Here is a 22,556-nt window from a genome sequence, read left to right on the forward strand (position 1 = left end):
TTAACTACAGTCATTTTACCTATGCGAAATCGGCGAGTCAATCGGGCTGAAAGGGAATGAAAGCGCGGCCATTGCCAAAACGGACCGCCGTTCCGAGGCATGCGGACGCATCCGCCGCGGCCCGGCGCGGAGCTGCCCGGCGGAGCGCTGCCACGGACAAGCTTGCGCCGATTCCTGCCGTCGGCGCTGCCGGTCCCGAGCGGACGGTGGAGCGCGGAAAGCCGGCCGCTCCCCGAGGGGAACGGCCGGCGGCCGCGCATGCCGGCGCTTTGAGGCGCGGCGTCTATCGGTCTATTCGCACAGGCGGCGGTGGATCCGCGCGCCCTGATGGTTTGCTTCCAGCCGCAGCGCGGCGTCCAGCTGCTCCTTCGCCTGCTCGTAGCGGCCGAGGCCGATGAGCCCGAGGCCGATCATGTAGCGGCAGTGGATTTCGTTGCGCTTCTTCAGGTCGTCCTCGAACACGAGGAAGTCCGGCAGCGACACGGCGAAGTAATCGAACTTCACGTCGTCGCGCAGATGCTTCTCGCCGTAGTCGACCAGCTTGTTGAAGCGCCGGTTCGCTTCCCGCTCGCTGCCGAGCTGCAGCCACGCCATGCCCTGGTAAAAGATCATATCCGGCGGCTGGTCGTTGTAGTACATCGCGCTGGCCGGTTCCTCGAGCCCCTGCGACGCGGCGCGGAAGCGCTCCGCCGCCTCTTCGGGGCGGTTCAGGCCGAGATACGCGCAGCCGAGGTAATAGTTCACGTTGTTCTCCTGCGCGCCGGCGAGCTTCCCTTCCCCGAGGTTCTCGGGGTAGACGAGCGCTTCGTTCAGCAGCGCGATCGCGTCCTCGAAGCGGCCTGCGTCCATCTCCCGTTTCGCGAGCTCGACGCGCGCCAGCACGTGCTGGCCGGTCGCCTTGCCTTCGCCGCCCTCCCACGGATGGAACTGGCGGGAGGCGAGCGCGGCGGACGCCTCCTCGTGGCGGCCGAGCGCGTTCAGCAGCGCGACGCGCTCGAGGTACAGATCGTCGCGCTTCCGCACGAGCTCGGGGTGGCGCTCCAGCTTCTCGAACCGGACGTCCGCCTCGGCGCCGAGCTTCTTGTAGAGCTGGTCGAGCTCGTAGAACACCCGCGCGTCCCCGTCGTTCAGCGCGAACGCCGTCTCCAGCGAGCGGAGCGCCGCGTCGGCGTCGCCCAGCTTGTTATAGTACGCGAGCGCGAGATTGCGGTGCGCCGTCGCGAACGAGGCATCCTGCTCGCGCGAGGCTTCCCAGTAGGCGACCGCGTCCGCGTGCCGCTTCTTGTCGTACATCCAGTTGCCCAGATAGTAGCGGGCGCGTCCGTCCGTCTCGTCGGCCCGCGCCGCGCTTTCCAGCACGAGCAGGTCGAACAGCGTGTTCGGGAAGCAGTAGTCCGCGCTCGCGGCGCGTCCCGCCCGGCGGTAAGCCGCCGCCTTCCCCGCATCGCCGGCCAGCTCGTGCAGGTGGCCGAGCGCGTAATGCACCATCGGGTACGCGTCCGCGTCGGCGTTCGGCGCGAGCTGTCCGAGCACCGCGACCGCTTCGGCGAGCAAGCCCGCTTCGGCGTAATCCGCGGCGAGGTTCAGGTAGTTATGCGCGTCGCCGCGCATGAGCCGCTCCAGCTCCGCCGATACGGCCGCGGAGCGGACCGGATCGCCGAGGTCGGCAGCGGCAAGCGCCAGCTCCCATGCGGCGCCGAAATCGGCGACGTCGAGGCGCAGCGTCTCTTCGGCGTAGGCCGCCGCTTCGGCCGCCCGGCCGAGCTTGCGCAGCAGCGCCGCATGCAGATGGCGCGACTTGTAGTTGCGCGTATTGCGAACGAGCGCGCGGCCGGACAGCTCGAGCGCCTCCTCGTACGCGCCCCGCCCGCTGGCGATGCGCGCCAGCGAGAAGTAGCCGGCGTCCTGCCAAGCGACGGACCAGACCGCCTTGTAGAAGGCGGCGAAAGCTTCCTCCTGCCGGCCCTGCAGCTTCAGCGCGAGGCCGAGCTGGTAGAGCGCTTCGCTGTCGTACGGATTCGGGTTGCGCCAGGTCAGCGACTTGACCGCCGTCCGGAAATGGCCCTCCGCCTCCGCGAACAGCCCGCGCCGCAGCAGCAGCGTGCCGTAGGCGACGTTGATCCGGATGTCGGACGCGTCGCGCTTCAGCCCTTCGAGGTAGTATGCTTCCGGCTCGAAGGTCGCGTGGCGGTACTGCTCCAGGTGAAGACCGGCCAGGTACAGCTGCTCGTTCGTGCGCAGCTCCGCCGGCTCCGGCAGCGGCTTCGCGGCGTCCGGCACCTGCTCGATCGACGGCTTCGCCGGGCGGTACGAGACAAGGACGCGGCCGTTCGCGTCGCGGACGGTCAGCGTCAATTCGTGCGCGCGGTCCGCTTCGTCGATCGGCACGATCGATTTGAACGTCGACGTCGGCGACAGCTCGACCGCCGCGTTCAAGTATTCGCGCTTCGCGCCGCGCAGCTCGACGACCGCGCCCGCGAAGACGGACGTCGCGTACGCCATGACGGTCGCCTGGCGGGTCGCTTCGTCGACCTCGAGGTTGACGGCGGCGTCGATCGTCGCGTTCTTGACGACGCCGATGTCTTTATACGGCATGAAATACTGCTTGAACGACTTCTCCTCGTACGGCTGCAGCCACGTGAAGTCCGGCTGGTTGTCGGTGTAGACGCCCGTCATCAGCTCGATGTACGGCCCGTCCTCGTCCGTCAGGTTGCGGTCCCACGCCTGGCCGAATTCGCCGTTGCCCCAGGTCCACTGCTTCTTGCCCGGCGAGATATGATGGTTGGCGACGTGGAGCAGGCCGGCCTGCACGCCGTGGTCGTAGCCGCCGACGAAGTTGTAGTCGGACTTGTACGCCATGTACGACGTCGGCACCGGAATGTTGCGGTAGCGGGAGATGTCGACGCCCGCGGAATAATCCATTTTGTAATAGGTGCCCGTGGCGATCGGGAAGCGCGAGACGTCCCGCTTGCCGTGGTCGAACACGGCCGTGACGTCCGGCGGGAACACCGACTGCGTATGGTCGTTGACCGCGACGGCCGGGTTGGCCCACCAGAGGAACGTCTGCGGCACCGGCGTCCGGTTGTAGAGCTGCGCCGAGATTTCCAGGTATGCCTTGCCGGGATGCAGCGTGAAGCCCGCCGTTACCTTCGTGCCGTACATCCGGTCGATCTCGCTGACCCAGACGGTCGCGCTGCCGTCGGCGTTCCCGGCGATCCGGTATTCGACCGGGCCGTACGTGTTCGGCCGGTGATGCTGCGGCCAGTTGAACTCGATGCCGCCGGAAATCCACGGGCCCGCGAGCCCGACGAGCGCCGGCTTGATGACGCGGTTATAGTAGACGAAGTCGTAGTCGTTCGTTTTGTCGAGCGCCCGGTAGATCCGTCCGCCGAGCTCCGGCATGATTTCGATGCGCACGTATTCGTTTTCGAGCACGGCGACGGCGTACGTTTGAAGCTTCTTCTCGTCCTCGATCCTGTCGATCACGGGATGCGGGTAGACCTTGCCCGAGCTGCCCTGATAGACGCGCTTCTCCAGGAACATCGGGTTGCGGTCCGGCTCCCCGATGCCGTACGTCGGGATGGCGACCGCCTCTTCCCACACCTTCACGGCCGGTTTGACTTGCGCTTGCGGCTGCGTCAAGACGCATTCCTCCTTCGATGGTTCGTATGCTTTAACAATACGCCGCGAAGCCGCGCGTTCCAATTCACGAAATTCGGTTTATAATGGAGGATATTCGGATTTCAATATTGGAACATCGCCGCAGCGGGCTTTCATAACGGCAGTTCATGCACGATGTTCTTATTTTCACGAATCGAGGCGACCCAATCATGGAGGATCCCCGCAAGCCCGAAGGCTTTCCCGAGCAGAAGCTGTACGTGCTCCCCGCCTACCAGACCGGGGAGCTGGCGCGCCACCCGCTCACGCGCGGCCTGTTCGTCAGCGACATCGGCGTGTTCCCGCACGCGGAATACCATTACCGCGAACGGCCGGAAGGCTGCGACAGCCACATTTTCATCTACTGCTTCGCCGGGGCGGGCTGGCTCGAGCTGGACGGCCGGACGCAGCCGGTCGGCGAAGGGACGCTCGCGGCCATTCCGGCATGGGCGCCGCACCGCTACGGCGCGGACCCGGCGCGGCCGTGGAGCATCTATTGGTTCCACTTGAAAGGCGCGCACGTCGCCGACTTCGTCTCGCTGTACGGCCTGGACGCCGGCCCTGTCCGGCTGCCCGCGCGCGTGCAGGCCGACTGGGCGGCCGAATTCGAACGGGCGTACGCGCTGCTCGCGGACAAGCCGTACTCCATGCCCGTGCTCGTCCACGTCTCGCAGGCGCTCGGGCAGCTGCTCGGCCGGATCGGCCTCGGCGTCGGCGGCTCGGCGCGCGACCGCAAGCGCGATTCCGACCTCGAGCGGGCGGTCCGCTATCTTGCCGAACGGCTCGGCGAGAGCGTCGGCCTGCCGGAGCTCGCGGCGCACGCCGGGCTCTCCAAGCAGCATCTGATCTACCTGTTCAACCAGGAGACCGGCTTCCCGCCGATCGAATATTTCCTGCGGATGAAAATGCAAAAGGCCGGCCAGCTGCTCAGCCTCACCGGCCTGACCGTGAAGGAGATCGCCGCCGCCGTCGGCATTCCGGACCCGTATTACTTCTCCCGGCTGTTCAAGAAGCGGATGGGCGTGCCGCCGACGGAATACCGCAACGCGCCGAAGGGGTAGTCCGGCGCGGAGCGGCCGGCGTGCGCCGGCAGCCGGCCGGTTCGATCGAATAAGCAAGGCCCGTAATCGGCCGGAGCTTGCGGCCGGCCAAGTGCCCAATCATAGCGGATTAACTGGCCGAAGGAGTAACTAGTCGGAGCGAATGTCCGCCTCGAACAGCGGGCACGCCGGGGCCGTGCCCCGCTTCCGGCGCGCGCCGCCGGCCTGCGGCAGTTCGCGTCTCACGCGCCCAACGCCAAAAAGAGCTTGCCGCCCGCGGTCGCGTCATGCGACCGCAAGCGGGCAAGCTCTTTTCCCCTATTCGATTGTCCGCCCGGGTCGTCCCCGGCCTACAGCCGTTTCAAGCGCAGCAGCGTGCTGCCGTAATCGCCGCGCAGCGTCAGCGGCACGCCGGCGCCCATGAGCGTCGCGCCGCGGCGCGAGACCGGCTCGCCCCCGTCCCGGCTCACCTCGTAACTCGTCTCCGCGTCCAGCCCCTGCAGGCGCAGCCGGCGCTCCGCCGTGCCGAAATGCTGCGACTGCAGGAACGAGAAGACGACCGCTTCGCCCCCGTCCTCGCTCACGTACTGGTACGCGGCCACGTTGGAGCGGCCGAGCGGCTCCAGCCGGTACAGCGCGCCGTTCAGCACGGTGCCGCGGATCTCCTTGTACAGCGCGACGAAGCCGCGCGCTTCCGCCATCTCTTCGTCGCTCCACTTGCCGATGTTCGCCCCGATGCCGAGGCCGCCCATCATGGCGCTGTGGAACCGGTACGAGAGCGGCAGGCTGCGCCCGTTGAAGCCGCTCGGCGACTCCGTCACCCAGCACATCATGACGGACGGGCTGTACGCGTACGCGAATCCTTCTTGGATCGCCAGCCGGTCGCGCGCGTCGGTGTTGTCGCTGATCCACGCCTGGTCCGCGAAGCGCAGCATGCCGAGGTCGATCCGGGCGCCGCCGCCGGCGCAGGTCTCGAATTCGACGCGCGGGAAGCGCCGCCGCAGTTCGGCCCAAATCTCGTACACGTGTTCGACGTGCCTCTGCCAGACCGGCAGCCCCGCTTCGGACGAGCCCGGCTCCGTGACGGTGCGGTTCATGTCCCACTTGATGAACGCGATGTCGTGCTTCCCGAGGAGCTCCGTCATGAAGTCCAGCACGAACGCCTTCACCTCCGGCAGGCCGAGGTTCAGCAGATGCTGGTTCCGCAGCTGCGTGCCCTCGCGCGTCGGGAAGCGGTAGATCCACTCCGGATGCGCCCGGAACAGGTCGCTGTCGGGGTTGACCGACTCCGGCTCGACCCAGAGGCCGAACTCCATGCCGAGCCCCTTGACCTCGTCGATGAGCGCCTGCAGCCCGTTCGGGAACTTCTCCGGGTTGACCTGCCAGTCGCCGAGACCCGCGCGGTCATTGTTGCGCGCCCCGAACCAGCCGTCGTCGACGACGAACCGCTCGACGCCGAGCGCCGCGGCCCGGCGGGCCAGCTTGATCTGTTCGTCCGCGCGGACGTCGAATTCGGTCGCTTCCCACGAGTTGTACAGCACCTTGCGCGGCCCGCGCGCCGGCAGCACGTGCGCCCGCTCGTACGCGTGCAGCTGCCGGCTCATCGCGCCGAAGCCGCCGGCCGTGAAGCCGCCCGCGAACGTCGGCGACGTGTACGACGCGTCCGGCGCCAGCAGAAACGCGCCGTCGAAGTCGTTGATCCCGCCGACGATCCGCAGATGGCCGAACGTCGATTTCTCCGCGACGATCTTCCAGTTGCCGCTCCAGCCGAGCGCGCCGAACCAGACCCGGCCGTGCGTCTCGTCCGCCCGGCCGTCGTCGATCGCGAACCACGGATTGGCGTGCGGGCCCGTGAAGCCGCGCCGCGACTCCAGCACCTTCTTCCCTTCGGTCAGCACCGTCGTCCGCAGCTGGTATTCGCCCGCCCAGCGGCCGGACACGTGCGTCATCCGGTAGTCCGGCAGCCCCTGCACGGACCAGACGGCCGCCATGACCTGCTCGACGCGGACCGGCTGCGCCTCGCCGTTATGCACGCGGACGAACCGCTCGACGATGTCGTGCTCCGGGTACGCCTTGTAGTGCACGTCGACGCGGAGCGCGTAGTGCCGGTCGGCCAGCCGGATCGTCAGCTCGTCCTCGCCCGTCCGCTCGTAGCCCGCGTAATCCAGCTTCAGGTCGCGGACGCCGTCGCCGAATTCGACCTTCAGGCCGGGCTCCGCGTAGTGGCTGCCGCCCCAGCCGCCGAACTCCTCGGTCTCGCGGTCCACGTCCGCGTCGAACGAGCTGTGCGAGCGCCCCTTCAGCAGGTCGGCGCATTCCGCCGCCTCCACGTGCTCGCCCCAGTAGACGTGCTGCACCGTGCCCTTCCCGTTGACGCCGAACAGATACGAGGTCCGTTTCGTGCGGATCTCGAACAGCTTCGCTTGCTCCAGAACTTGAATCGGCAATGTTAGCTCCCCCATTTCGACTGCATGATTCGCGCGTGCGCGTTCGGAACATTTTAGCCTCAGCGTCCGCCGGAAAGGAAGCAAAAATTTTGTGCGGCCGATGTTCAACTTTTTGCAGGACCCGGTCCGGAACGCGAAAAAGCCGGACGGCTCAAGGCTTGGCGCCCTATGCCGTCCGGCTTGATGACCCTAATGTTTAACCGCATGAACGAGGCGAGACGCCGCGCGTTCCTTCGGGATCAGCCCTTGATCGCGCCGGCCGCGATGCCTTTGATGATGAAGCGCTGCATGAACAGGAAGAACGCGACGATCGGAATCATGCCCATGACCGCGTAGGCGAAGGCGAGATTGAGGTCGCTGCTGTACTGCCCGAAGAAGAAGTACTGCTGCAGCGGAATCGTCCGGTAGCCCTTCTCCTGCAGGTAGAGCAGCGGCAGCAGGAAATCGTTCCAGATGTACAGCGCGTTCAGCACGAGCACGGTGGCCGTGACCGGCTTCAGCAGCGGCAGGATGATCCGGGCGAAGATGCCCGGCGTCGAGCAGCCGTCGATCCGCGCCGCTTCCTCGATCTCCCGCGAGATGCCGCGCACGAAGCCGGTGTAGAACAGCACGCCCGACTGCACGCCGAAGCCGCCGTAGATGAGCATGATGCCCCAGTGGCTGTTCAAGAGATGCAGCGACTTGCCGAGCTTGTACAAGGGCAGCATCGTCACCTGGAACGGCACCATCATGCCGGAGAGGAACAGCAGGTAGACGAGGTTGTAGAACGGCTTGCCGCCCCGGGCGATCGCGTAGCCGCTCAGCGCCGAGACGACGATGATCAGCGCCACCGACAGCACCGTGACGATCAGGCTGTTCGTGATGGCTTCCGGGAATTTGGACGTCTCCCACGCATGGGCGAAATTCGCGAAGTTGAGGCTGCCCGGCAGCGCGTAGAACGAATCGAACGTCTCCTTGGCGGACTTCATCGCCATGAGCAGCGACACGTACAGCGGGAACATGAACACGGCGGCGAGCAGCAGCACGACCGCGAATACGATGATTTTGGCGCTTCGCATCAGAGGTCCACCTCCCGTCTTCTGAAGATGGATACCTGCACGACCGTGACGATGACGAGCACCGCGAAGAAGATCATCGACATCGCCATGCCGTAGCCGGCCTTGAACGACGAGAACGCGGTTTTGTAGATGAACGTCGTGATGACTTCCGTCGAGAAGCTCGGGCCGCCGTTCGTCGTCACGTAGACGAGATCGAACACTTTGAGCGCGCCCGTCAGCGTAAGCAGCATGTTGATCGTGATGGACGGCGCGAGCAGCGGCAGCGTCACGTTGCGGAACGCGCGGAAGGCGCCCGCCCCGTCGATCTTGGCGCTCTCGAGCAGCTCGCCCGGAATGCCCTGCAGCCCCGCGATGTAGATGATCATCGGCGGGCCGATGCCCTGCCAGACGGCGACGACGATCAGCCCGAACAGCGCGTGATGCGGATTGCCGAGCGGGCTCGTCACGTCCATGCCGAGCGCGGCGAACAGCTTCGGAAACCCTTGGCTGTAGTTGTAGCTCCAGATGTAGCCCGCCAGCACGACCGACAGGACGCTCGGCAGGAAGAACATCGTGCGGAACAGGTTGCGCAGCGGCAGGTAGCTGTCCAGCAGCAGCGCGAACAACAGGGAAATGACGTTGACGATGACCGTCATGATGATCGCATATTTAAACGTGTTGCCCAGCGCCGTCCACAAGGAGGCGTCCTGGACCGCATTCACGTAATTGTCCCAGCCCACGTACGTCAGCTTGCTCGAGATGCCGTCCCAGCTCGAGAACGAGTAGCGCGCCCCCGTGACCAGCGGGACGATGACGGCGAACGTGAACAGCAGCAAGCCCGGCACGAGAAACAGCACGTACCACATCTCGCGTTTGAACGATTTTCTAAGCGCTTGCATTCCTTACTCCCTCCCCCGGGCCGCGAGCGGCGCCGGCCCCATGCCCGCGCCGCCGGCGATCCGCGATGCCGTTCGTCGGTTATTTGTGGTTCTTGGACACCCAGTCGTCCATGTCCTTGATGATCTGATCCGGCGATGCGCTGTTGAAGAACACCTTTTGCACGTATTGCGAGAACTGCGTCGTCCAGTCGATCGTCGTCGTGATGTAGGCTTGGGAGTTGTACAGCTGGCCGTTGTCGAAGTACGGCTGCAGGTCCTTGAGCGCCGGCGCGATGTCCGTGCTCGTGCCCTTGACGTAGCTGAGCGTGTTCGTGTTCTTGACCCACGCGTCGCCGCCTTCCTTGCTGGCCATGAACGCCAGGAATTTCAGCGCGGCTTCCTTATGCTCCGACTTGCTGTTGACGGCCAGGGAGGCGTCCGGGTTGAATTCGAGCTTGTTCAGGCTCTCGTCGTTGCTGAACGGATACGGGAAGTAGCCCATCTGCGAGTTGTACAGGTCCGGGTTCTTCTTCTGGATGTCGGCGAGCGGCCACGTGCCCATGTACATCATGGCGGCTTCGCCCTTCGCGAACAGGTCGACCGCGCCGTTGTAATCGACGCCGAGCTGGTCCTTGTTGCCGAATTTGTACAGGTCCTGCGCGTGCGCGATCATCGTCTTCGTCGACGCGGCGTCCGCGAATTTCGTCTCGCCCTTCTCCAGCTTGTCGAAGAAATCCGCCTGCTTGTCGACGAGCGCCACGTTGCTCGGCAGATCGCGGCTCAGCCACATGCCGAGCGTCCAGCCGTCCTTCCAGCCGAGCGCGAACGGCGTCTTGCCCCCGTCCTTGATCTTCTGCGCCGCCGCCATGAGCGCGTCGTACGTGCGCGGCACTTCGATGCCGAGGTCGCTGAAGATCTGCTTGTTGTAGAACACCGCGATCGGGCCTGCGTTCAGCGGCATGATGTAGTTCTTGCCGTCCGTCGCCTGATCCTTCAGGACGCTCGCGTCGAAGTTGGCCATGAAATCCTTGCCCGTCAGGTCTTCGAGGTAGCCGCCGTCGCGGAACAGCTTCGTCTGGCCGCCCGCGTTCAGCGTGAATACGTCGACGATGTCGCCGCCGGCCATCTTCGTCTTGAGCAGCGTGTAGTAATCGTCGTATTTGACCGGCTGCACGTCCACCTTGATGTTCGGGTTCTCCGCTTCGAACTGCTCGACGAGCTTGTTGATGCCGTCCGTGACGTCGCTCTTAAAGTGCATGAACGAAATCGTCACCGGCTCCGAGGCATCGCCGCCCGCCGCGGCGTCTTCCGTGCCGTTCGCGCCGTTCGCCGCGCCGTTGTCCGTTCCCGCCGCCGCGTTCGCGTTCGTCGATGCCGTATCGTTGCCGCCGTTGCTATTGCCGTCGCCGTTGCTGCCGCACGCCGCGAGCGCCGCCGTCAGCAGCAGAGCGGTCAAGCCGAGACCCAGCTGTCTTTTCATGTGCATATCCCCTTTATCTCCAATGTCGGTACGGCGGAGGCTGTCTCCGTCCTGCCCTTACTGTACCGCCGCGGACATCCTTCGCGTAATAAAATAAATGGTCGGCGCCATGTTCAATTTTTTGCATCCGGGCTCGCCGCGGCCGCGCCGTCGCGGTATTCCGACGGGGTCAGGCCCGTGAACTTCTTGAACACCTGGCTGAAATACCGCTGATTCTCGTAGCCGACGAGCTCGGATATATCGTTGATCTTCAGCTCCGAGCCGCGCAGCAGCTCGCACGCCTTCTCCATCCGCTTGCGCGTCACGTACTCGATGAAGTTCTCGCCGGTCACGGCCTTGAACTGCTTGCTCAAGTAGCTGGCGTCCATGTGGTAGCGGGTCGCGACGTCGATCAGGCTGACGTCCTCGAAATAATGGGCGTCGAGGTACGCCGCGACGTCGCGCACCGGGTTCGGCGCATCCGCGGCCGGCCGGCTGCCTAGCCGCTCCTCCACCGCCGCCGCGAGCGCCTCGACGAAGCCGCGCGCGCCGGCTTCGCTCAGCACGGCGTCGGCCGCGCGCGGCGCGAACGCGTCCGCTTCGGCCCGCTGCCCGAGGCCCGGCAGCTCGCCGCTGGCGATGTCCGCGAGCCGGCGCAGCTCCCGCTGGGCGCCCTGGATCGTCAGGCCCGGCGCCGCCTCGATGCGCCGCAGCAGCTCGCCGAGCAGCCGGCGCGCGGTCCCGGCCTGGCCGGCGGCCAGCGCCTGCTGCAGCAGCTTCGCGTCGAAGCCGCTCAGCACCTCCGGCGCGGGCGCGCCCCCCGCGCCGTGCGGCCCGTCCGCCGCGACGAGCGAGAAGCCGGCCTCGCGCAGCGGCCCGGCGAGCAGCCGCGCATTCGCTTCGGCGAACGCCTCCGGCAGCCGCTCGAGCCGGTCGTACGGCGCGCTCAGCCCCGCGGCGACGCCCGAATCGAGCATCCGGCTGACGGCGTCGTGGAACGGCGCGAGCAGCCGCGCGGCGCCGTCCAGGCCGTAAGCCGGCTCGGGCAGCAGGACGCACAGCTTCGTCTTGTCGTCCGACTTGTAGACGAGCGCCTCGCCGCCCGCCGCGAGCTCGCGCAGCATGTTGTCCACGCTGTACATGAGCAGGTCGGAATTGCCGCCGAACTTCGTCGCGGACAAGTCTCCGAACCGGCGCAGCATGCATACCGCCACGCGGTAGCCCGCCGCCGGGGGCACGGGCAGCAGCTCCGCCGACTGCGCGAGAATGTCGGAGGCGTTCGCGATCCGCCGCGCCGTCACGTGCTGCAGGAACGTCTCCGTCCGCAGCTGGCGCATCTCGCCGGCGAACCGGCGCCGTTCCTGCGCGCTCAGGTGGCTGCGGCTCAGCTCCATCGCCTTGACCAGGGCGTTCTTCAGCTCGGCCAGCGAGACCGGCTTCAGCACGTATTCGCACGCCTGGAACGCGATGGCCGCCCGCATATACTCGAACTGCGAATGGCCGCTGATGACGATGACTTTGATCTCGTTATGGCGGCGGTACAGCTCCTCCAGCAGCCGCTGGCCGTTCATGACCGGCATGTTCATGTCGGTCACGACGATCTGCGGCTTGACGATCGGGATGAGCTCCAGCGCCTCCGCGCCGTTGCGCGCCTCCGCCGCCACCTCGACGTCCAGCGCCAGCTCGCCGATCATTTTGCCGACCGACTTCCGGCCCCACGGCTCGTCGTCCACGACCATCACTTTAAGCATGCGCTTCGCCTCGCTTTCGATAAGGAATCCGGATGCGGATCGCCGTGCCCGCCTCCGCGCCGGGGCCGCTGTCGATCTCGAGCCCGTACGCGTCGCCGTACATGAGGCGGATCCGCTCGTGCACGTTCTTCAGGCCGATCGAGACGCCGGTGAACACCTCGAGCGAGCGCTGCTCCAGCCCGCTGCGCAGCGAGGCGAGCCGCGCCGCGTCGATGCCCGGGCCGTTGTCGCGCACGGTCAGGACGACGTCCTCGCCGTCCCGCTCCGCGCGGACGCGCACGAGCAGCCGCCGCTCGTCCGGCCCGCCGAGCGCGTGGACGACGACGTTCTCGATGACCGGCTGCATGACGAAGCGGACGACGGACACGTCCATGAGCTCCGCCGGCACGTCGAACTCCGTCCGGAGCGCGTCCTCGAACCGGAACTGCTGGATATAGAGATAATTGCCGACGTGCGCGAGCTCCTGGCCGACCGTCGATTCCGTGTTGCCCTCGTAGAAGCTGTAGCGGAACATGTCGCCGAGCGCCCGGCACATCTCGTGAATGTCGTAATCGCCGCTCAGCACGGCTTTGCCGCCGATCGTCTGCAGCGCGTTGTACAGGAAATGCGGGTTGATCTGCATCTGCAGCGCCAGCAGCTGCGCTTCCTTGTTGCGGAGCTGCAGCTGGAACCGCATCTCGATCAGCTCGCGGATCTTCTCCGTCATGTAGTTGAAATTGCGGGTCAGCTCCGAGATGTCGTCGCGGTAATGGATCGGCTGGTTCAGCGTCACGTGGAAATTGCCCTTGCGCACCGTCTTCATCGCCGCGCCGAGCCGCTGGATCGGACGCGTTATATATTGCTGCGCGAGCATCGACAAGAGCGCGATGCAGGCCATCGCGAAGAAGAACGCGCCGACCGTGATGTACAGCGTGTTCGTCCGGTGCCGGGCCAGCTCGTCGTTCGGATAGACGACCGACAGCGACAAATTGCCGTTGTCGAGGTAGGAGGTGCCCACGAGCAGGTCCTTCCGCTTCTCGAACGCGATGAGCTTCGGATTGGTCCGCGCGTTCGTGTCCGGCGGCGGCGCGTACGCGGGAACGCTGTCCGCATAGCGGTCGTTCGTCGCGTAAAACGCTTCGCCACGGGAATTCTGCAGCACGATGACGTTCGGCGCCTTGTTATTCGCCTCGACGGCCTTCATCAGCTCCTTCTCCTGGATGTAGAAGACGAGCGAGCCGACCTTCGTATGCTTGAACGGATCGTAGATCGTGATCGCGTAGACGAACAGGTTCTGGTTCAGCACCTTGTCGGCGTACGTGAACGACAGGCTCTGCTGGAACGGCAAATCGAGCATCTCCGCGTAATGGGGAATGCTCGGGTCGAACGGGATGGCGTCGTAGCTCGCCGCGCGCGACCAGGAATCCCGCAGCCGGTCGTCCGCGCCGTAGATGAGGATGCGGATGATGGCGTCTTTATTCTTGTTTCCCACCGCTTGATAGTAGTTCTTGAGGGCGTCCCGCTTGTTGAAAAAATCCGCGTCGCCGCTGCTCCCGCCGTGCGCCATCAGATCCAGGATGCGATTGTCGTAGCCGTACACCTGCAGCGCGGACGATGAGATGTCGCGGAAGTATTGGTTCAGGTAGCCGGCCAAATATTCGGCGTTCTGGTTCGTCGTCCTGTAGATCGTCCGCTCCAGCGAGCGGGTGCTCGTCGCGTAGAACAGGAACGACAGCACGAGCATCGGAATCAGCGAGGTCAGGATGGTGCTCCAGACGATCTTCGTCCGGATGCTGCGGTTGATGAACAGCCATTTGATCATGATGCGCTCCCGCCTTCCCTTCTAGCGTACGGACAGCTCCAGATGCCACAGATACCGTTCCCCCGGCGCGACCGTCGCCGCTTCGCCGCGGTTCATGGCGTGCGCGAGGTCGTCCATCCGGCCCGTCGCCGGCTCGACCGCGACGTGGTAATGGCCGCCGTAGCCGCCGTAATTCGCCCATACCGCCAAGTACGGCACCCGCTCCGCCGGAAACCGGAACGTCACCGCCTCGCCCGTCCGCGGATCGTCCAGCTCGGCCCAGCCTTCCTTCAGCTTGCCCGCAAAGTAATATTTTTCCGCATGGCGGCCCGCATCGGGCTCGACGACGGACAAGTCGACGCCGGGCGCCGCCTCCGGCCAGGGCCGCACGTCGCCGAACGCGCCGAGCCGATCGCCCGCGGAGTACGACACCTCGACCGCGTCCAGGCCGTCCGGCACGCGCAGCCGCATCCCCGCGGAGGCGCGCATGAGCGGATGCGCCGCCCAGAGGAACGAGAACGGCGCGTCCGCGCGGCTCGTCACGGCGTAGTCGATGCGCACCGTATCCGGCGCGGGGAAGCTGTAACGCTTCTCGAGCGCATACGGGAAGCGCTTGCCCTCGACGGCGCATAGCAGCCCGTCCGCGTCCGTCTCGGCCTGCCATGGCAGCGACCAGACTTCCCCGTGGTCCGGCACGGCTTCGCCCTGCCACGGCGCCTCGGGGTACGCGCACGCGTTAATGCCGGGAAACATCTCGTCCCAGCCGCTCTCGTCCGACTCGCCGAAGGGCGTGCCGAAGCCTTTGCCGCCGAGCGGCTTCCCGCTGCGCCACAGCCACTCCCTTCCCGTCCGCCGGTTCAGCAGCGACACGGCTTTCGCGCCGAGCTCCGGCACGACGGTCACGGACAGCAGCCCGCTGTCGCCCGTCCACGCCTTGCGGCCTTCGATTTCGCTTCGCGTCCAGTTCGTCATCGTCATTATGGGATCCCCCGTTTAATCCGGGCTTGCCCGGAATCGTCGTATTGGCGGCCCGCCGTTCGTTCACGGCGTTAAGCGCCTCGTTAAGCGCGTCAAGCGCTGCGCGCATGAATCGTTCATGCCGTTAGGCATCATAGAATTATAGCGCCCGCGCCGCGAACGCACAATTCAATATTTCGTAAGGCCGCTGTTCAAATTATTGGCCGTTATTAGGGTGAATGGCACGCGGGAATTCGGGCGGGTTATGACAGATATATCCTACCCGAATAATAAGGATTAGGTGTATAATGGAACCAACGACCTCATTCCGAACGGAGGCAGCCCCCATGACGACGCCATCTTTGAAGCTTGACCCTTATGCCTGCATCGACGAAGTGCCCCTCCACCGCGTCCGCGGCAACCAGCTCGGCATCCTGCTGAGCGTCATCGCGACGATCGCGGCGCAGCAGTATTGGATTCTCCTGCTGCCGCTAGCCGTGCAGCTCGTCGGCCGCGCGTACGGCGTGCGGTACAACCTGTTCGTTCGCGCGCTCTCGCCGCTCCTGCCGGCCAGCGCCAAGACCGAGAGCCGCGAGCTGCTCCGGTTCAACAACCTGCTCGCGATCCTCTTCCTGGCCGTCGCGCTGCTCGGCTTCGCGCTCGGCATCGAGACGCTCGCCTACGTCAGCCTCGGCATGCTCACGGCGGCCGTCGTGCTGGCGCTGAGCGGCTTCTGCCTCGGCTGCTTCATGTACTTCCAGTGGAAGCAGTTCCTGGCGCGCCGGCGGCTGCGGAAGAGCTGACGGCGCCAGGGGTAAGCATGAAGGCGGGAAGCATGCGACTGTTCAACCATGGCTCCGGCTTGTGTACATATCCACTTGTGGATATGTTGACAAAACATCAAAAAGCGGCGGATTTTCCTTCTTCTATCGCTGCCGGCATTGTGTATAACCCTGTTGATAAGTGGATAGAACCGTGGATAGCGCGCGTCCGAGGCCGCGCGAAAAAGCCCCGGCTCCAGTATGGAGCCGGGGCTTTTGCTATTGATTCGAACCGCGCCGTTCGGGCCGGGATTAGTACGCCAGCGAGAACAGGCCGTTGATGTGCGTCAGGTAACGCGCGTTGGAGGCTTTCTTCATCAGGGAAGCCGGCGTGCCTTTCAGCTCGATGCCGGATTCGCCGATCGCGCCGATGCCGTCTTTGCGGCCCAGGCTTGCCAGCGTGCCGGAGAAGACCGGGTTGAAGCTGTCCATCTTGAAGTTCTTGATGGACGCCGCGATGTTCGCGCCCGCGAGCTCGCCCATTTGCCAAGCCAGCTGCGCCGTCGGCGGGTACGGACGGCCTTCCGGTCCGAAGACGACCGCGCAGTCGCCGGCCAGGAAGACCTCAGGGTGCGACGTGGATTGCAGGTGCTCGTTGACCGTCGCGCGGCCGCGGTTGACTTCGATGCCGCAGTTGCCGACCAGCGCGCTGCCTTGTACGCCGCCCGTCCAGACGAGCGTGTTCGTTTCGATCGTGCGGCCGTCCTTCAGCGTCACGACGTTGCCGTTCACTTCCGTGATGGCGAGGCCCGTCAGGAATTCCACGCCGCGCGCTTCGAGGCTCGATACCGCGCGTTGGATGAGATCCGGCGAGAAGATCGGCAGGATCGTCGGCATGGCTTCGACCAGCGAGAGGGAGACGTCGGCGAAATCAACGCCGTATTGACGGCAGACGGCCGGCAGCTCGTCCGCCAGTTCGCCGACCAGCTCGACGCCGGTCAAGCCGCCGCCGCCGATAACGAACGTCGCGTCCGCTTTGTTCTTGCTCGCCGCGTACGCTTTGATCCGGTCTTTCACGTGGGCGAACACTTTGTTGGCGTCCGCGACGGATTTCAGCGTCAGGCTGTTCTCCTGCAGGCCCGGGATGCCGAAGTAGTTCGTTTCGCTGCCCAGCGCGAGGACGAGATTGTCGTAACGGTACGAAGAGCCGTTGCTCAGCGCCACTTGCTTGCCTTCGACGTCGATCTTCTGCACTTCGCCGACGACGACGTTGATGGATTTGCCCTTCAGCAGCTTCTCGAGCGGCAGCGCGACGGCTTTCTCGGCCACGTTGCCCGCCGCGAGACGGTGAAGCTCCGTAATGATTTGGTGCGAACCGACGCGGTTAACGACCGTAATGCCGGCTTCTTCCGTGGTCAGATGCTGACGCGCGGACAGCGCGCTGAGCAAGCCGCCGTATCCGCCGCCCAGAATCAGAATTTCTTTTCTCATGGATCTCATCCTCCGTGCTTCGCTTAGTATGAATCGCTTGGCAAACTGGTTATATTACGCAGACCGTTTATTGCTACTCCTGGTTTCTTCTTTCACCCAGAATGTCGAGGTACGCTTGGCCAAAACGAAGCATCTTTTGCAGCTCCGGATCCTTCAGCAGCTTGATCATGCCGAACAGGCCGATCACGTTGTCGCTTTGCTCCGCGCGGTCGTTGGCTTCGATCGCCGCGGACGCGTAGCCTTTCACTTTTTCCGTCAGCGGCTTGACGACTTCTTGGATGCCGCCCACCGTGTCTTGGATGAAGACGCGGTCCGTCGCGACCTTTTGCGCGAGATCGTACGTTTTGGTCATGAGAGCCATCATTTCGGACAGTTTAGGAAGCTGGTCCACCAGTTGCGTCAGCGCTTCCTGCACTTCCGGCTTCAGCAGTTGATCGAGCACGTCCGATTTCGCCAAAGCCGTTGCGGAGTCTTGCTGCTCCAGGTTCGATACCATAGTTTCACTCATTGTATTGCCTCCTTCAGATGTAGTCACTCACTCAGCTGCAATCATCGCATAAAGATGAACTTGCCCGGACATCAAGCAAGTTTAATCCCATTAATGGAGGAACGCGGTAAAGCGCATTCGCAAAAAGGGAGAAATGTGAAATTTATCACAAGACCCTTCGAGGATGACAGCAGCCTTTCTTCTTCCTCTACTGTATCGCTTTTTGCCCTGCGCGACTATAGGTAAATCTAAAAATTATTTTTATTATGACAATAAAAATAATTAATCATGCAAAAGGGAGAAGCCCGACTCCGGCCTTCTTGCGGATCTCGGGCATCGCGCCGCCAAAATTACCCATAAATTGGTATATTCGTTCGCCGTTCAGGCCGATCTCCCGCCTACGCGACGACCATCCCCGCGGTCGCGGCGAGATCGCGCGTCTCGCGGCGATCCGGCACGGGCGGCTCGAACCGGAACGGCGCCGTCCCCTGCTTGCCGTCCGTCCCGAAGGCGCGATGCCCGGACGTTCCCTCCTCCGCGGATTTCGCTTGGCCCGCGGCGCAGGAGCGGCACATGCCCAAGGGATGGATCACCCGGTAAAAGCCCGTTCGGAACGTCCGCGCGGCTTCCTCCCGATCCGGAAAGGCGCGGCAGCCGAGGCAGTAAAACGGCGTTTGCTCCTTGTTCATTATGATCTCCCCCTGCTTAAAAAATCATGTCCTCCCCGTTAATGCGGCGCCGGGCGCGAGCCGTCCTTCTCGCTCAACGCCCGCCGCAGAAAATCGAGAAACCGCGAACCTTCCTCGAACGTCAGCCGTTGGTGGCCGGACACGAATTCAAAGCGCTTCAAGATGCGGTCGTTGTCCTCGTCCAGACTGCGCACCAATCGTTCGATTTCCTTATCAAGCTGGGGCATGCTCCGTTCCTCCGATTCTCGAATGTGGGCTTGGCCTCTTCGGTCTTGCTATCCCACACTATTCGCAGCCGGAGCGGATTTTGGGGTTTCGCGCGGCCCGGGCCGGCACAAAAAAATCCGCGGCGCCGAAGCGCCCGGATCAGTCATCGGCAATCGCGTTAAAGGTCCGCGTTTCTGGCCATACTTCCTACTAACCATACTTCTTACTGATAAGAGGAGAGGCGGCGAGCGGCATGAACAATTCATCCTCCCGATTTCTGATCGGGCTCATATGGGGAACGCTGATCAGCGCATTGCTGTGGACGGCTTTGATGATCTCGGTCGTGGGCTGGATCCGATACCTGCGCGCGTAAGCCATGCCGCCCCTGCGGCGGCTGGCTTCTTCTAAGCAGCGCGAACGTGTCGCCGTGCCACCGGAAGCTCGCGAACGTCTCCGGCAAGCCGTCGAAGCCCGGATGGCGCGCTTCCGTCCGTCGCATCGCACGGCAGCCGATTTCTTTCCGCTCGCTCCGGTACACCGTACCGCCCAGCGCTTCCGCCAGCATCTCTGCCCGTTAGATCAGCTTATGCCGGTACCATTTCTTGCCGCGGAAGCGCAACAGGAAGATCGTGCCCCGCACGCCCCATTCGATGTTCATCGCCAGCCAGACGCCGATGATGCCGAACTTGAACACGATGCCGAGTATGTACCCGAGCACGATCCGGAACAGCCACATCGACAGCAGCGAGACGATCGACGTGAACTTCGAATCCCCCGCCGCCCGCAGCGCCGACGGCATGATGAAGCTGATCGACCAGAGCGGCACCTGCATGGCGGCGTTGATGAGCACGATGACGAAGATGTCGTGCTTGATCGCCTCCGGCGGATGGAACAGGCTGACGAGCGGGTGGAACAACGGCACGACGAGCAGCGCCGTGAGCAGCAGGAACCCGGTCGAGACGCATAGGAAAAACCGCGTGTACCTGCGGGCCTCCTCCACGTTCTGCCGGCCCATCGCCTGGCCGACGACCGTAATCGCGGCGATCGAGAGCGCCGCGGACGGAATTTGCGTCAGGCCGGCGAACGAGCCGCCGATGGCGTTGACCGCGATCGCGTTCGTGCCGAGGTGGACGATGAAGATTTGGGTGACGATTTTGCCCCCGTTGAAGAACATCTGCTCCGCCGCGAACGGCAGCCCCACGTGGAGAATCCGCTTCACCATCTCGAAGCGCACGCGCACGATGTCCTTGATCCGCAGATGCAGATTGTTATCAAGCTTGAGGATGTAATAGAGCGCGAACAGCGCCGCGCCGTACCGCGCGATGTTGATCGAGATGCTCATGCCGAGCACGCCCATGTGCATCACGTTGATGAACAGGACGTTCAGCAGCACGTACGACAGGTTCATGATCAAGGACAGCGTGAGCGACGCCCGGGACCGCCCGATGCCGCGCAGCGCGCCGCAGACCGCCTCCGTCAGCGCGATCCCGGCGAAGGACGCGCAGCTGCCGATGAAGTACGTCTTGGCCTTGGCGAAGACGTCCGGGGAGGCCGCCCCGAACAGCAGGTTCAGCGCCGGGCCGTGCAGCGCGATCATCGCGAGGCCGATGACGACCGCGAACAGCGTCACGGACGAGACGGAGCTGGCCGCCGCCTTCGGCACCATGGGGAGATTCCCGCTCCCCTTGTACTGCGCCACGATGACCGTGCCGCCCGTCGACACGGCGACGAACACGCTGATGAGAAACATATTGAGCGAATCGACGATGTTGACCGCGCTGACCGCGGCCACGCCCGACGAGCTGATCATGGCGGTGTTCAGCATGTTGAGGCCGATGATGAACGCCTGGTCGATCAGGATCGGGAGATACAGCGACAGCAGCGCGCGGTAATCGCCGATGGCGATCCGCGCCAAAAACCGTTCCAGAAACGCTTGCCTCCGCTGCCGGTAAGCAGGTTGTTCCACGTCATCACATTCTTTTTATCGTATTTGGGTTGAAGCTCCGATCAAGCACGCCGTCTCTATTATAGCAAAGATCGCCCCGGACGGGGTCCCGAATCGGCGGCAATGTTTTCCGAGCGGGACCGGGCGCCCTTGAAACGGGGCGTCCGGTGTGTCACAATCGGATGGGGAGCGCCGGCTCGTCCACCTTTGTATTCACCGTCGACCCGCCCGGCCGAACCTAATTTCCTCATTTGAATGGGAGGCAAGGAATCATGAGAACGATCAAGCTCGGAACCAGCAATCTGGAGGTCCCCGTCCTCGCGGTCGGCTGCATGCGCATCAACCAGCTGGACAAGGCGGGCGCGGAGCGCTTCGTCCAAACGGCGCTCGAGGCGGGCGCGAACTTCTTCGACCATGCGGATATTTACGGCGGCGGCAAATGCGAGGAAATCTTCGCGGACGCGATACATATGAGCGACGACGTGCGCGAGAAAATCATGCTGCAATCCAAGTGCGGCATTCGCCAAGGACAGTTCGATTTCTCCAAGGAGCATATCCTCGGATCCGTCGATAAAATCCTGCAGCGCCTGCGCACCGACTACCTCGACGTCCTCCTGCTGCACCGTCCGGACGCGCTCGTCGAGCCGGAAGAAGTAGCGGAAGCGTTCGATCAGCTGGCGAGCTCGGGCAAGGTGCGCCACTTCGGCGTGTCCAACCAGAACCCGAACCAGATCGCGCTGCTCAAGAAATTCGTGAAACAGCCGATCGTCGCCAACCAGCTGCAGCTCAGCATCACGAACGCCAACATGATCTCGAACGGCGTCAACGTGAACATGGAGAACAACTCCGCGATCAACCGCGACGGCAGCATTCTCGACTATTGCCGCCTGCACGATATCACGATTCAGCCGTGGTCGCCGTTCCAATTCGGCTTCTTCGAGGGCGTCTTCCTGGACAACCCGAAATTCCCGGAACTGAACGCGCAAATCGACGAAATCGCCAAGAAATACGACGTCAGCAACACGACGATCGCGATTGCTTGGCTGCTCCGCCATCCGGCCAACATGCAGCCGGTTACCGGCACGACGAATATCGAGCGTCTGCAAGACTGCATCCGCGCCGCCGAGATCCGTCTGACGCGCGAAGACTGGTACGCCATCTACCGCGCGGCGGGCAACATCCTGCCGTAAGCCAAGCTTGCCGACCGGCGCGCGCGGCACTCCGCCAAGCGCGAACGAGATACAGCCGCGGGTCCTTTCGGGCCCGCGGCTGTTTTTTTGTCCCATTCGATCTCCTTCGTCGGCTGCTCCGGTACCCTTCTATTCTTTTTTCATATATTTACTGACTGCCTGCGGCTGTCTATGAAATATCCAAGCCATTTTCATAGGACGCGCATATGCTGGAGAAGCAGAGAAGCACGTCCCCCCGCGCGGATGCGGCCGCGGGAAGCAAGGACGCGATTCGCCATGTCGTTCATTCCTTAACGAAGGAGGTGACCCGCCGCCATGCCGTCCTTTAGCACCGGAGCCATGCCCAACCCGGATCCCGGTCCGGCCGTCAGCCTGCAGCTCCTCATCACCAACGAAGATCATGCGACCGAGGCGGTCATCGAGCTGGAGGCGTTCCTCGTGCCGACGGGCTCGCCGGACGACGCCAACGTTCCGGCCGCGCACCAGCTGTTCTCTCTCGCCCCGCTGAGCGCGACGCTGCGAACGATCAACATCGTCGGCTTTCCCGCTTACGAGGCGCGATTCCACGTGACGGGAGCCAACGTCGTCGTCGACCTCTTCGCCATCGATGAAGCCGGCGGCCTGAACGCGGTCCGGCGCGCGCTTCAGGCGGAGCAGCCGTCCGGTTCGGCGAATGCGCCGCTGCCGTAGCGGTCCGGTTCCCCTACGCAAAAAACCAGACACCCCGCGGGGTGTCTGGTTTTCGTTTCGGTCATTGTCCGCGCGAGCGGATCGCAAACG

General features: G+C 64.1%; 17 protein-coding genes. 4 read left to right on the top strand and 13 right to left on the bottom strand.

The window, feature by feature from the left end:
* Positions 1 to 291: 291 nt before the first annotated feature.
* Positions 292 to 3,642, bottom strand: coding sequence for a DUF5107 domain-containing protein (locus tag BMZ79_RS10930; protein WP_256252654.1), 3,351 nt, complete (start codon positions 3,640 to 3,642; stop codon positions 292 to 294).
* A 188-nt stretch (positions 3,643 to 3,830) separates the two neighbouring features.
* Between BMZ79_RS10930 and BMZ79_RS10935 the strand changes: the two genes are divergently transcribed.
* The gene (locus tag BMZ79_RS10935) at positions 3,831 to 4,718 is read left to right on the top strand and encodes an AraC family transcriptional regulator (protein ID WP_090639671.1); all 888 of its coding nucleotides are present in this window, start codon (positions 3,831 to 3,833) and stop codon (positions 4,716 to 4,718) included.
* A gap of 329 nt (positions 4,719 to 5,047) precedes the next feature.
* On the opposite strand, the gene BMZ79_RS10940 is transcribed toward BMZ79_RS10935, so the two are convergent.
* The 7 genes from BMZ79_RS10940 to BMZ79_RS10970 all read right to left on the bottom strand — a co-directional run bounded on the left by BMZ79_RS10940 (position 5,048) and on the right by BMZ79_RS10970 (position 15,027).
* Positions 5,048 to 7,144 carry an alpha-galactosidase gene (locus BMZ79_RS10940; RefSeq protein ID WP_371263667.1) on the bottom strand — a complete coding sequence of 699 codons (2,097 nt, stop codon included), beginning with the start codon at positions 7,142 to 7,144 and terminating at the stop codon, positions 5,048 to 5,050.
* A 239-nt stretch (positions 7,145 to 7,383) separates the two neighbouring features.
* A complete protein-coding gene (locus BMZ79_RS10945; RefSeq protein WP_090639676.1) occupies positions 7,384 to 8,202 on the bottom strand; it encodes a carbohydrate ABC transporter permease in 819 nt (272 codons plus the stop codon).
* Positions 8,202 to 9,080 (bottom strand): carbohydrate ABC transporter permease, encoded by an 879-nt coding sequence (locus BMZ79_RS10950; RefSeq protein ID WP_090639678.1) that lies wholly within the window; start codon positions 9,078 to 9,080, stop codon positions 8,202 to 8,204. The genes BMZ79_RS10945 and BMZ79_RS10950 overlap by 1 nt, the downstream gene beginning before the upstream one ends.
* A gap of 79 nt (positions 9,081 to 9,159) precedes the next feature.
* The gene (locus BMZ79_RS10955) at positions 9,160 to 10,539 is read right to left on the bottom strand and encodes an ABC transporter substrate-binding protein (protein WP_090639679.1); all 1,380 of its coding nucleotides are present in this window, start codon (positions 10,537 to 10,539) and stop codon (positions 9,160 to 9,162) included.
* 113 nt (positions 10,540 to 10,652) lie between these two features.
* Positions 10,653 to 12,269: a helix-turn-helix domain-containing protein gene (locus BMZ79_RS10960; RefSeq protein ID WP_090639682.1), complete on the bottom strand. Its 1,617-nt coding sequence runs from the start codon at positions 12,267 to 12,269 to the stop codon at positions 10,653 to 10,655.
* On the bottom strand, positions 12,262 to 14,070 hold the full coding sequence (locus tag BMZ79_RS10965) for a sensor histidine kinase (protein WP_090639684.1): 1,809 nt from the start codon (positions 14,068 to 14,070) through the stop codon (positions 12,262 to 12,264). The genes BMZ79_RS10960 and BMZ79_RS10965 overlap by 8 nt, the downstream gene beginning before the upstream one ends.
* Positions 14,071 to 14,091: 21 nt before the next feature.
* Positions 14,092 to 15,027, bottom strand: coding sequence for a DUF4432 family protein (locus tag BMZ79_RS10970; protein ID WP_371263668.1), 936 nt, complete (start codon positions 15,025 to 15,027; stop codon positions 14,092 to 14,094).
* A gap of 326 nt (positions 15,028 to 15,353) precedes the next feature.
* On the opposite strand from BMZ79_RS10970, the gene BMZ79_RS10975 reads away from it, so the two are divergent.
* Positions 15,354 to 15,809: a DUF4395 domain-containing protein gene (locus BMZ79_RS10975; protein WP_090639689.1), complete on the top strand. Its 456-nt coding sequence runs from the start codon at positions 15,354 to 15,356 to the stop codon at positions 15,807 to 15,809.
* A gap of 270 nt (positions 15,810 to 16,079) precedes the next feature.
* On the opposite strand, the gene BMZ79_RS10980 is transcribed toward BMZ79_RS10975, so the two are convergent.
* The 5 genes from BMZ79_RS10980 to BMZ79_RS11000 form a co-directional block, all read right to left on the bottom strand.
* The gene (locus tag BMZ79_RS10980; protein WP_090639691.1) at positions 16,080 to 17,258 is read right to left on the bottom strand and encodes an NAD(P)/FAD-dependent oxidoreductase; all 1,179 of its coding nucleotides are present in this window, start codon (positions 17,256 to 17,258) and stop codon (positions 16,080 to 16,082) included.
* Positions 17,259 to 17,331: 73 nt separating this feature from the next.
* A complete protein-coding gene (locus tag BMZ79_RS10985) occupies positions 17,332 to 17,766 on the bottom strand; it encodes a helical membrane plugin domain-containing protein (protein ID WP_177222102.1) in 435 nt (144 codons plus the stop codon).
* A gap of 377 nt (positions 17,767 to 18,143) precedes the next feature.
* A complete protein-coding gene (locus BMZ79_RS10990) occupies positions 18,144 to 18,434 on the bottom strand; it encodes a hypothetical protein (RefSeq protein ID WP_090639695.1) in 291 nt (96 codons plus the stop codon).
* Between the two features lie 38 nt (positions 18,435 to 18,472).
* Complete coding sequence (locus tag BMZ79_RS33575) at positions 18,473 to 18,661, bottom strand: hypothetical protein (protein ID WP_143088929.1); 189 nt, start codon at positions 18,659 to 18,661, stop codon at positions 18,473 to 18,475.
* A 554-nt stretch (positions 18,662 to 19,215) separates the two neighbouring features.
* Entirely contained in the window at positions 19,216 to 20,607 is a 1,392-nt protein-coding gene (locus BMZ79_RS11000; RefSeq protein ID WP_090639698.1) for an MATE family efflux transporter, read from the bottom strand.
* Positions 20,608 to 20,858: 251 nt separating this feature from the next.
* On the opposite strand from BMZ79_RS11000, the gene BMZ79_RS11005 reads away from it, so the two are divergent.
* Positions 20,859 to 21,776, top strand: a complete 918-nt coding sequence (locus BMZ79_RS11005; protein WP_090639702.1) for an aldo/keto reductase — start codon at positions 20,859 to 20,861, stop codon at positions 21,774 to 21,776.
* A 339-nt stretch (positions 21,777 to 22,115) separates the two neighbouring features.
* Positions 22,116 to 22,466: a hypothetical protein gene (locus tag BMZ79_RS11010; RefSeq protein WP_256252657.1), complete on the top strand. Its 351-nt coding sequence runs from the start codon at positions 22,116 to 22,118 to the stop codon at positions 22,464 to 22,466.
* Positions 22,467 to 22,556: the final 90 nt, after the last annotated feature.

The organism is Paenibacillus sp. UNC496MF, assembly GCF_900113915.1.
In the GTDB taxonomy this organism is placed as follows: Bacteria; Bacillota; Bacilli; order Paenibacillales; family Paenibacillaceae; genus Paenibacillus_Z; species Paenibacillus_Z artemisiicola.

Excerpts from the sequence above, each read along its gene's own strand:
- BMZ79_RS11010 (WP_256252657.1), top strand. The coding sequence starts at position 22,116 with ATGCCCAACCCGGATCCCGGTCCGGCCGTCAGCCTGCAGCTCCTCATC.
- BMZ79_RS10955 (WP_090639679.1), bottom strand. The coding sequence starts at position 10,539 with ATGAAAAGACAGCTGGGTCTCGGCTTGACCGCTCTGCTGCTGACGGCG.
- BMZ79_RS11005 (WP_090639702.1), top strand. The coding sequence starts at position 20,859 with ATGAGAACGATCAAGCTCGGAACCAGCAATCTGGAGGTCCCCGTCCTC.
- BMZ79_RS10965 (WP_090639684.1), bottom strand. The coding sequence starts at position 14,070 with ATGATCAAATGGCTGTTCATCAACCGCAGCATCCGGACGAAGATCGTC.
- BMZ79_RS10945 (WP_090639676.1), bottom strand. The coding sequence starts at position 8,202 with ATGCGAAGCGCCAAAATCATCGTATTCGCGGTCGTGCTGCTGCTCGCC.
- BMZ79_RS10935 (WP_090639671.1), top strand. The coding sequence starts at position 3,831 with ATGGAGGATCCCCGCAAGCCCGAAGGCTTTCCCGAGCAGAAGCTGTAC.
- BMZ79_RS10950 (WP_090639678.1), bottom strand. The coding sequence starts at position 9,080 with ATGCAAGCGCTTAGAAAATCGTTCAAACGCGAGATGTGGTACGTGCTG.
- BMZ79_RS10990 (WP_090639695.1), bottom strand. The coding sequence starts at position 18,434 with ATGAACAAGGAGCAAACGCCGTTTTACTGCCTCGGCTGCCGCGCCTTT.
- BMZ79_RS10980 (WP_090639691.1), bottom strand. The coding sequence starts at position 17,258 with ATGAGAAAAGAAATTCTGATTCTGGGCGGCGGATACGGCGGCTTGCTC.
- BMZ79_RS10970 (WP_371263668.1), bottom strand. The coding sequence starts at position 15,027 with ATGACGATGACGAACTGGACGCGAAGCGAAATCGAAGGCCGCAAGGCG.
- BMZ79_RS33575 (WP_143088929.1), bottom strand. The coding sequence starts at position 18,661 with ATGCCCCAGCTTGATAAGGAAATCGAACGATTGGTGCGCAGTCTGGAC.
- BMZ79_RS10960 (WP_090639682.1), bottom strand. The coding sequence starts at position 12,269 with ATGCTTAAAGTGATGGTCGTGGACGACGAGCCGTGGGGCCGGAAGTCG.
- BMZ79_RS10975 (WP_090639689.1), top strand. The coding sequence starts at position 15,354 with ATGACGACGCCATCTTTGAAGCTTGACCCTTATGCCTGCATCGACGAA.
- BMZ79_RS10985 (WP_177222102.1), bottom strand. The coding sequence starts at position 17,766 with ATGAGTGAAACTATGGTATCGAACCTGGAGCAGCAAGACTCCGCAACG.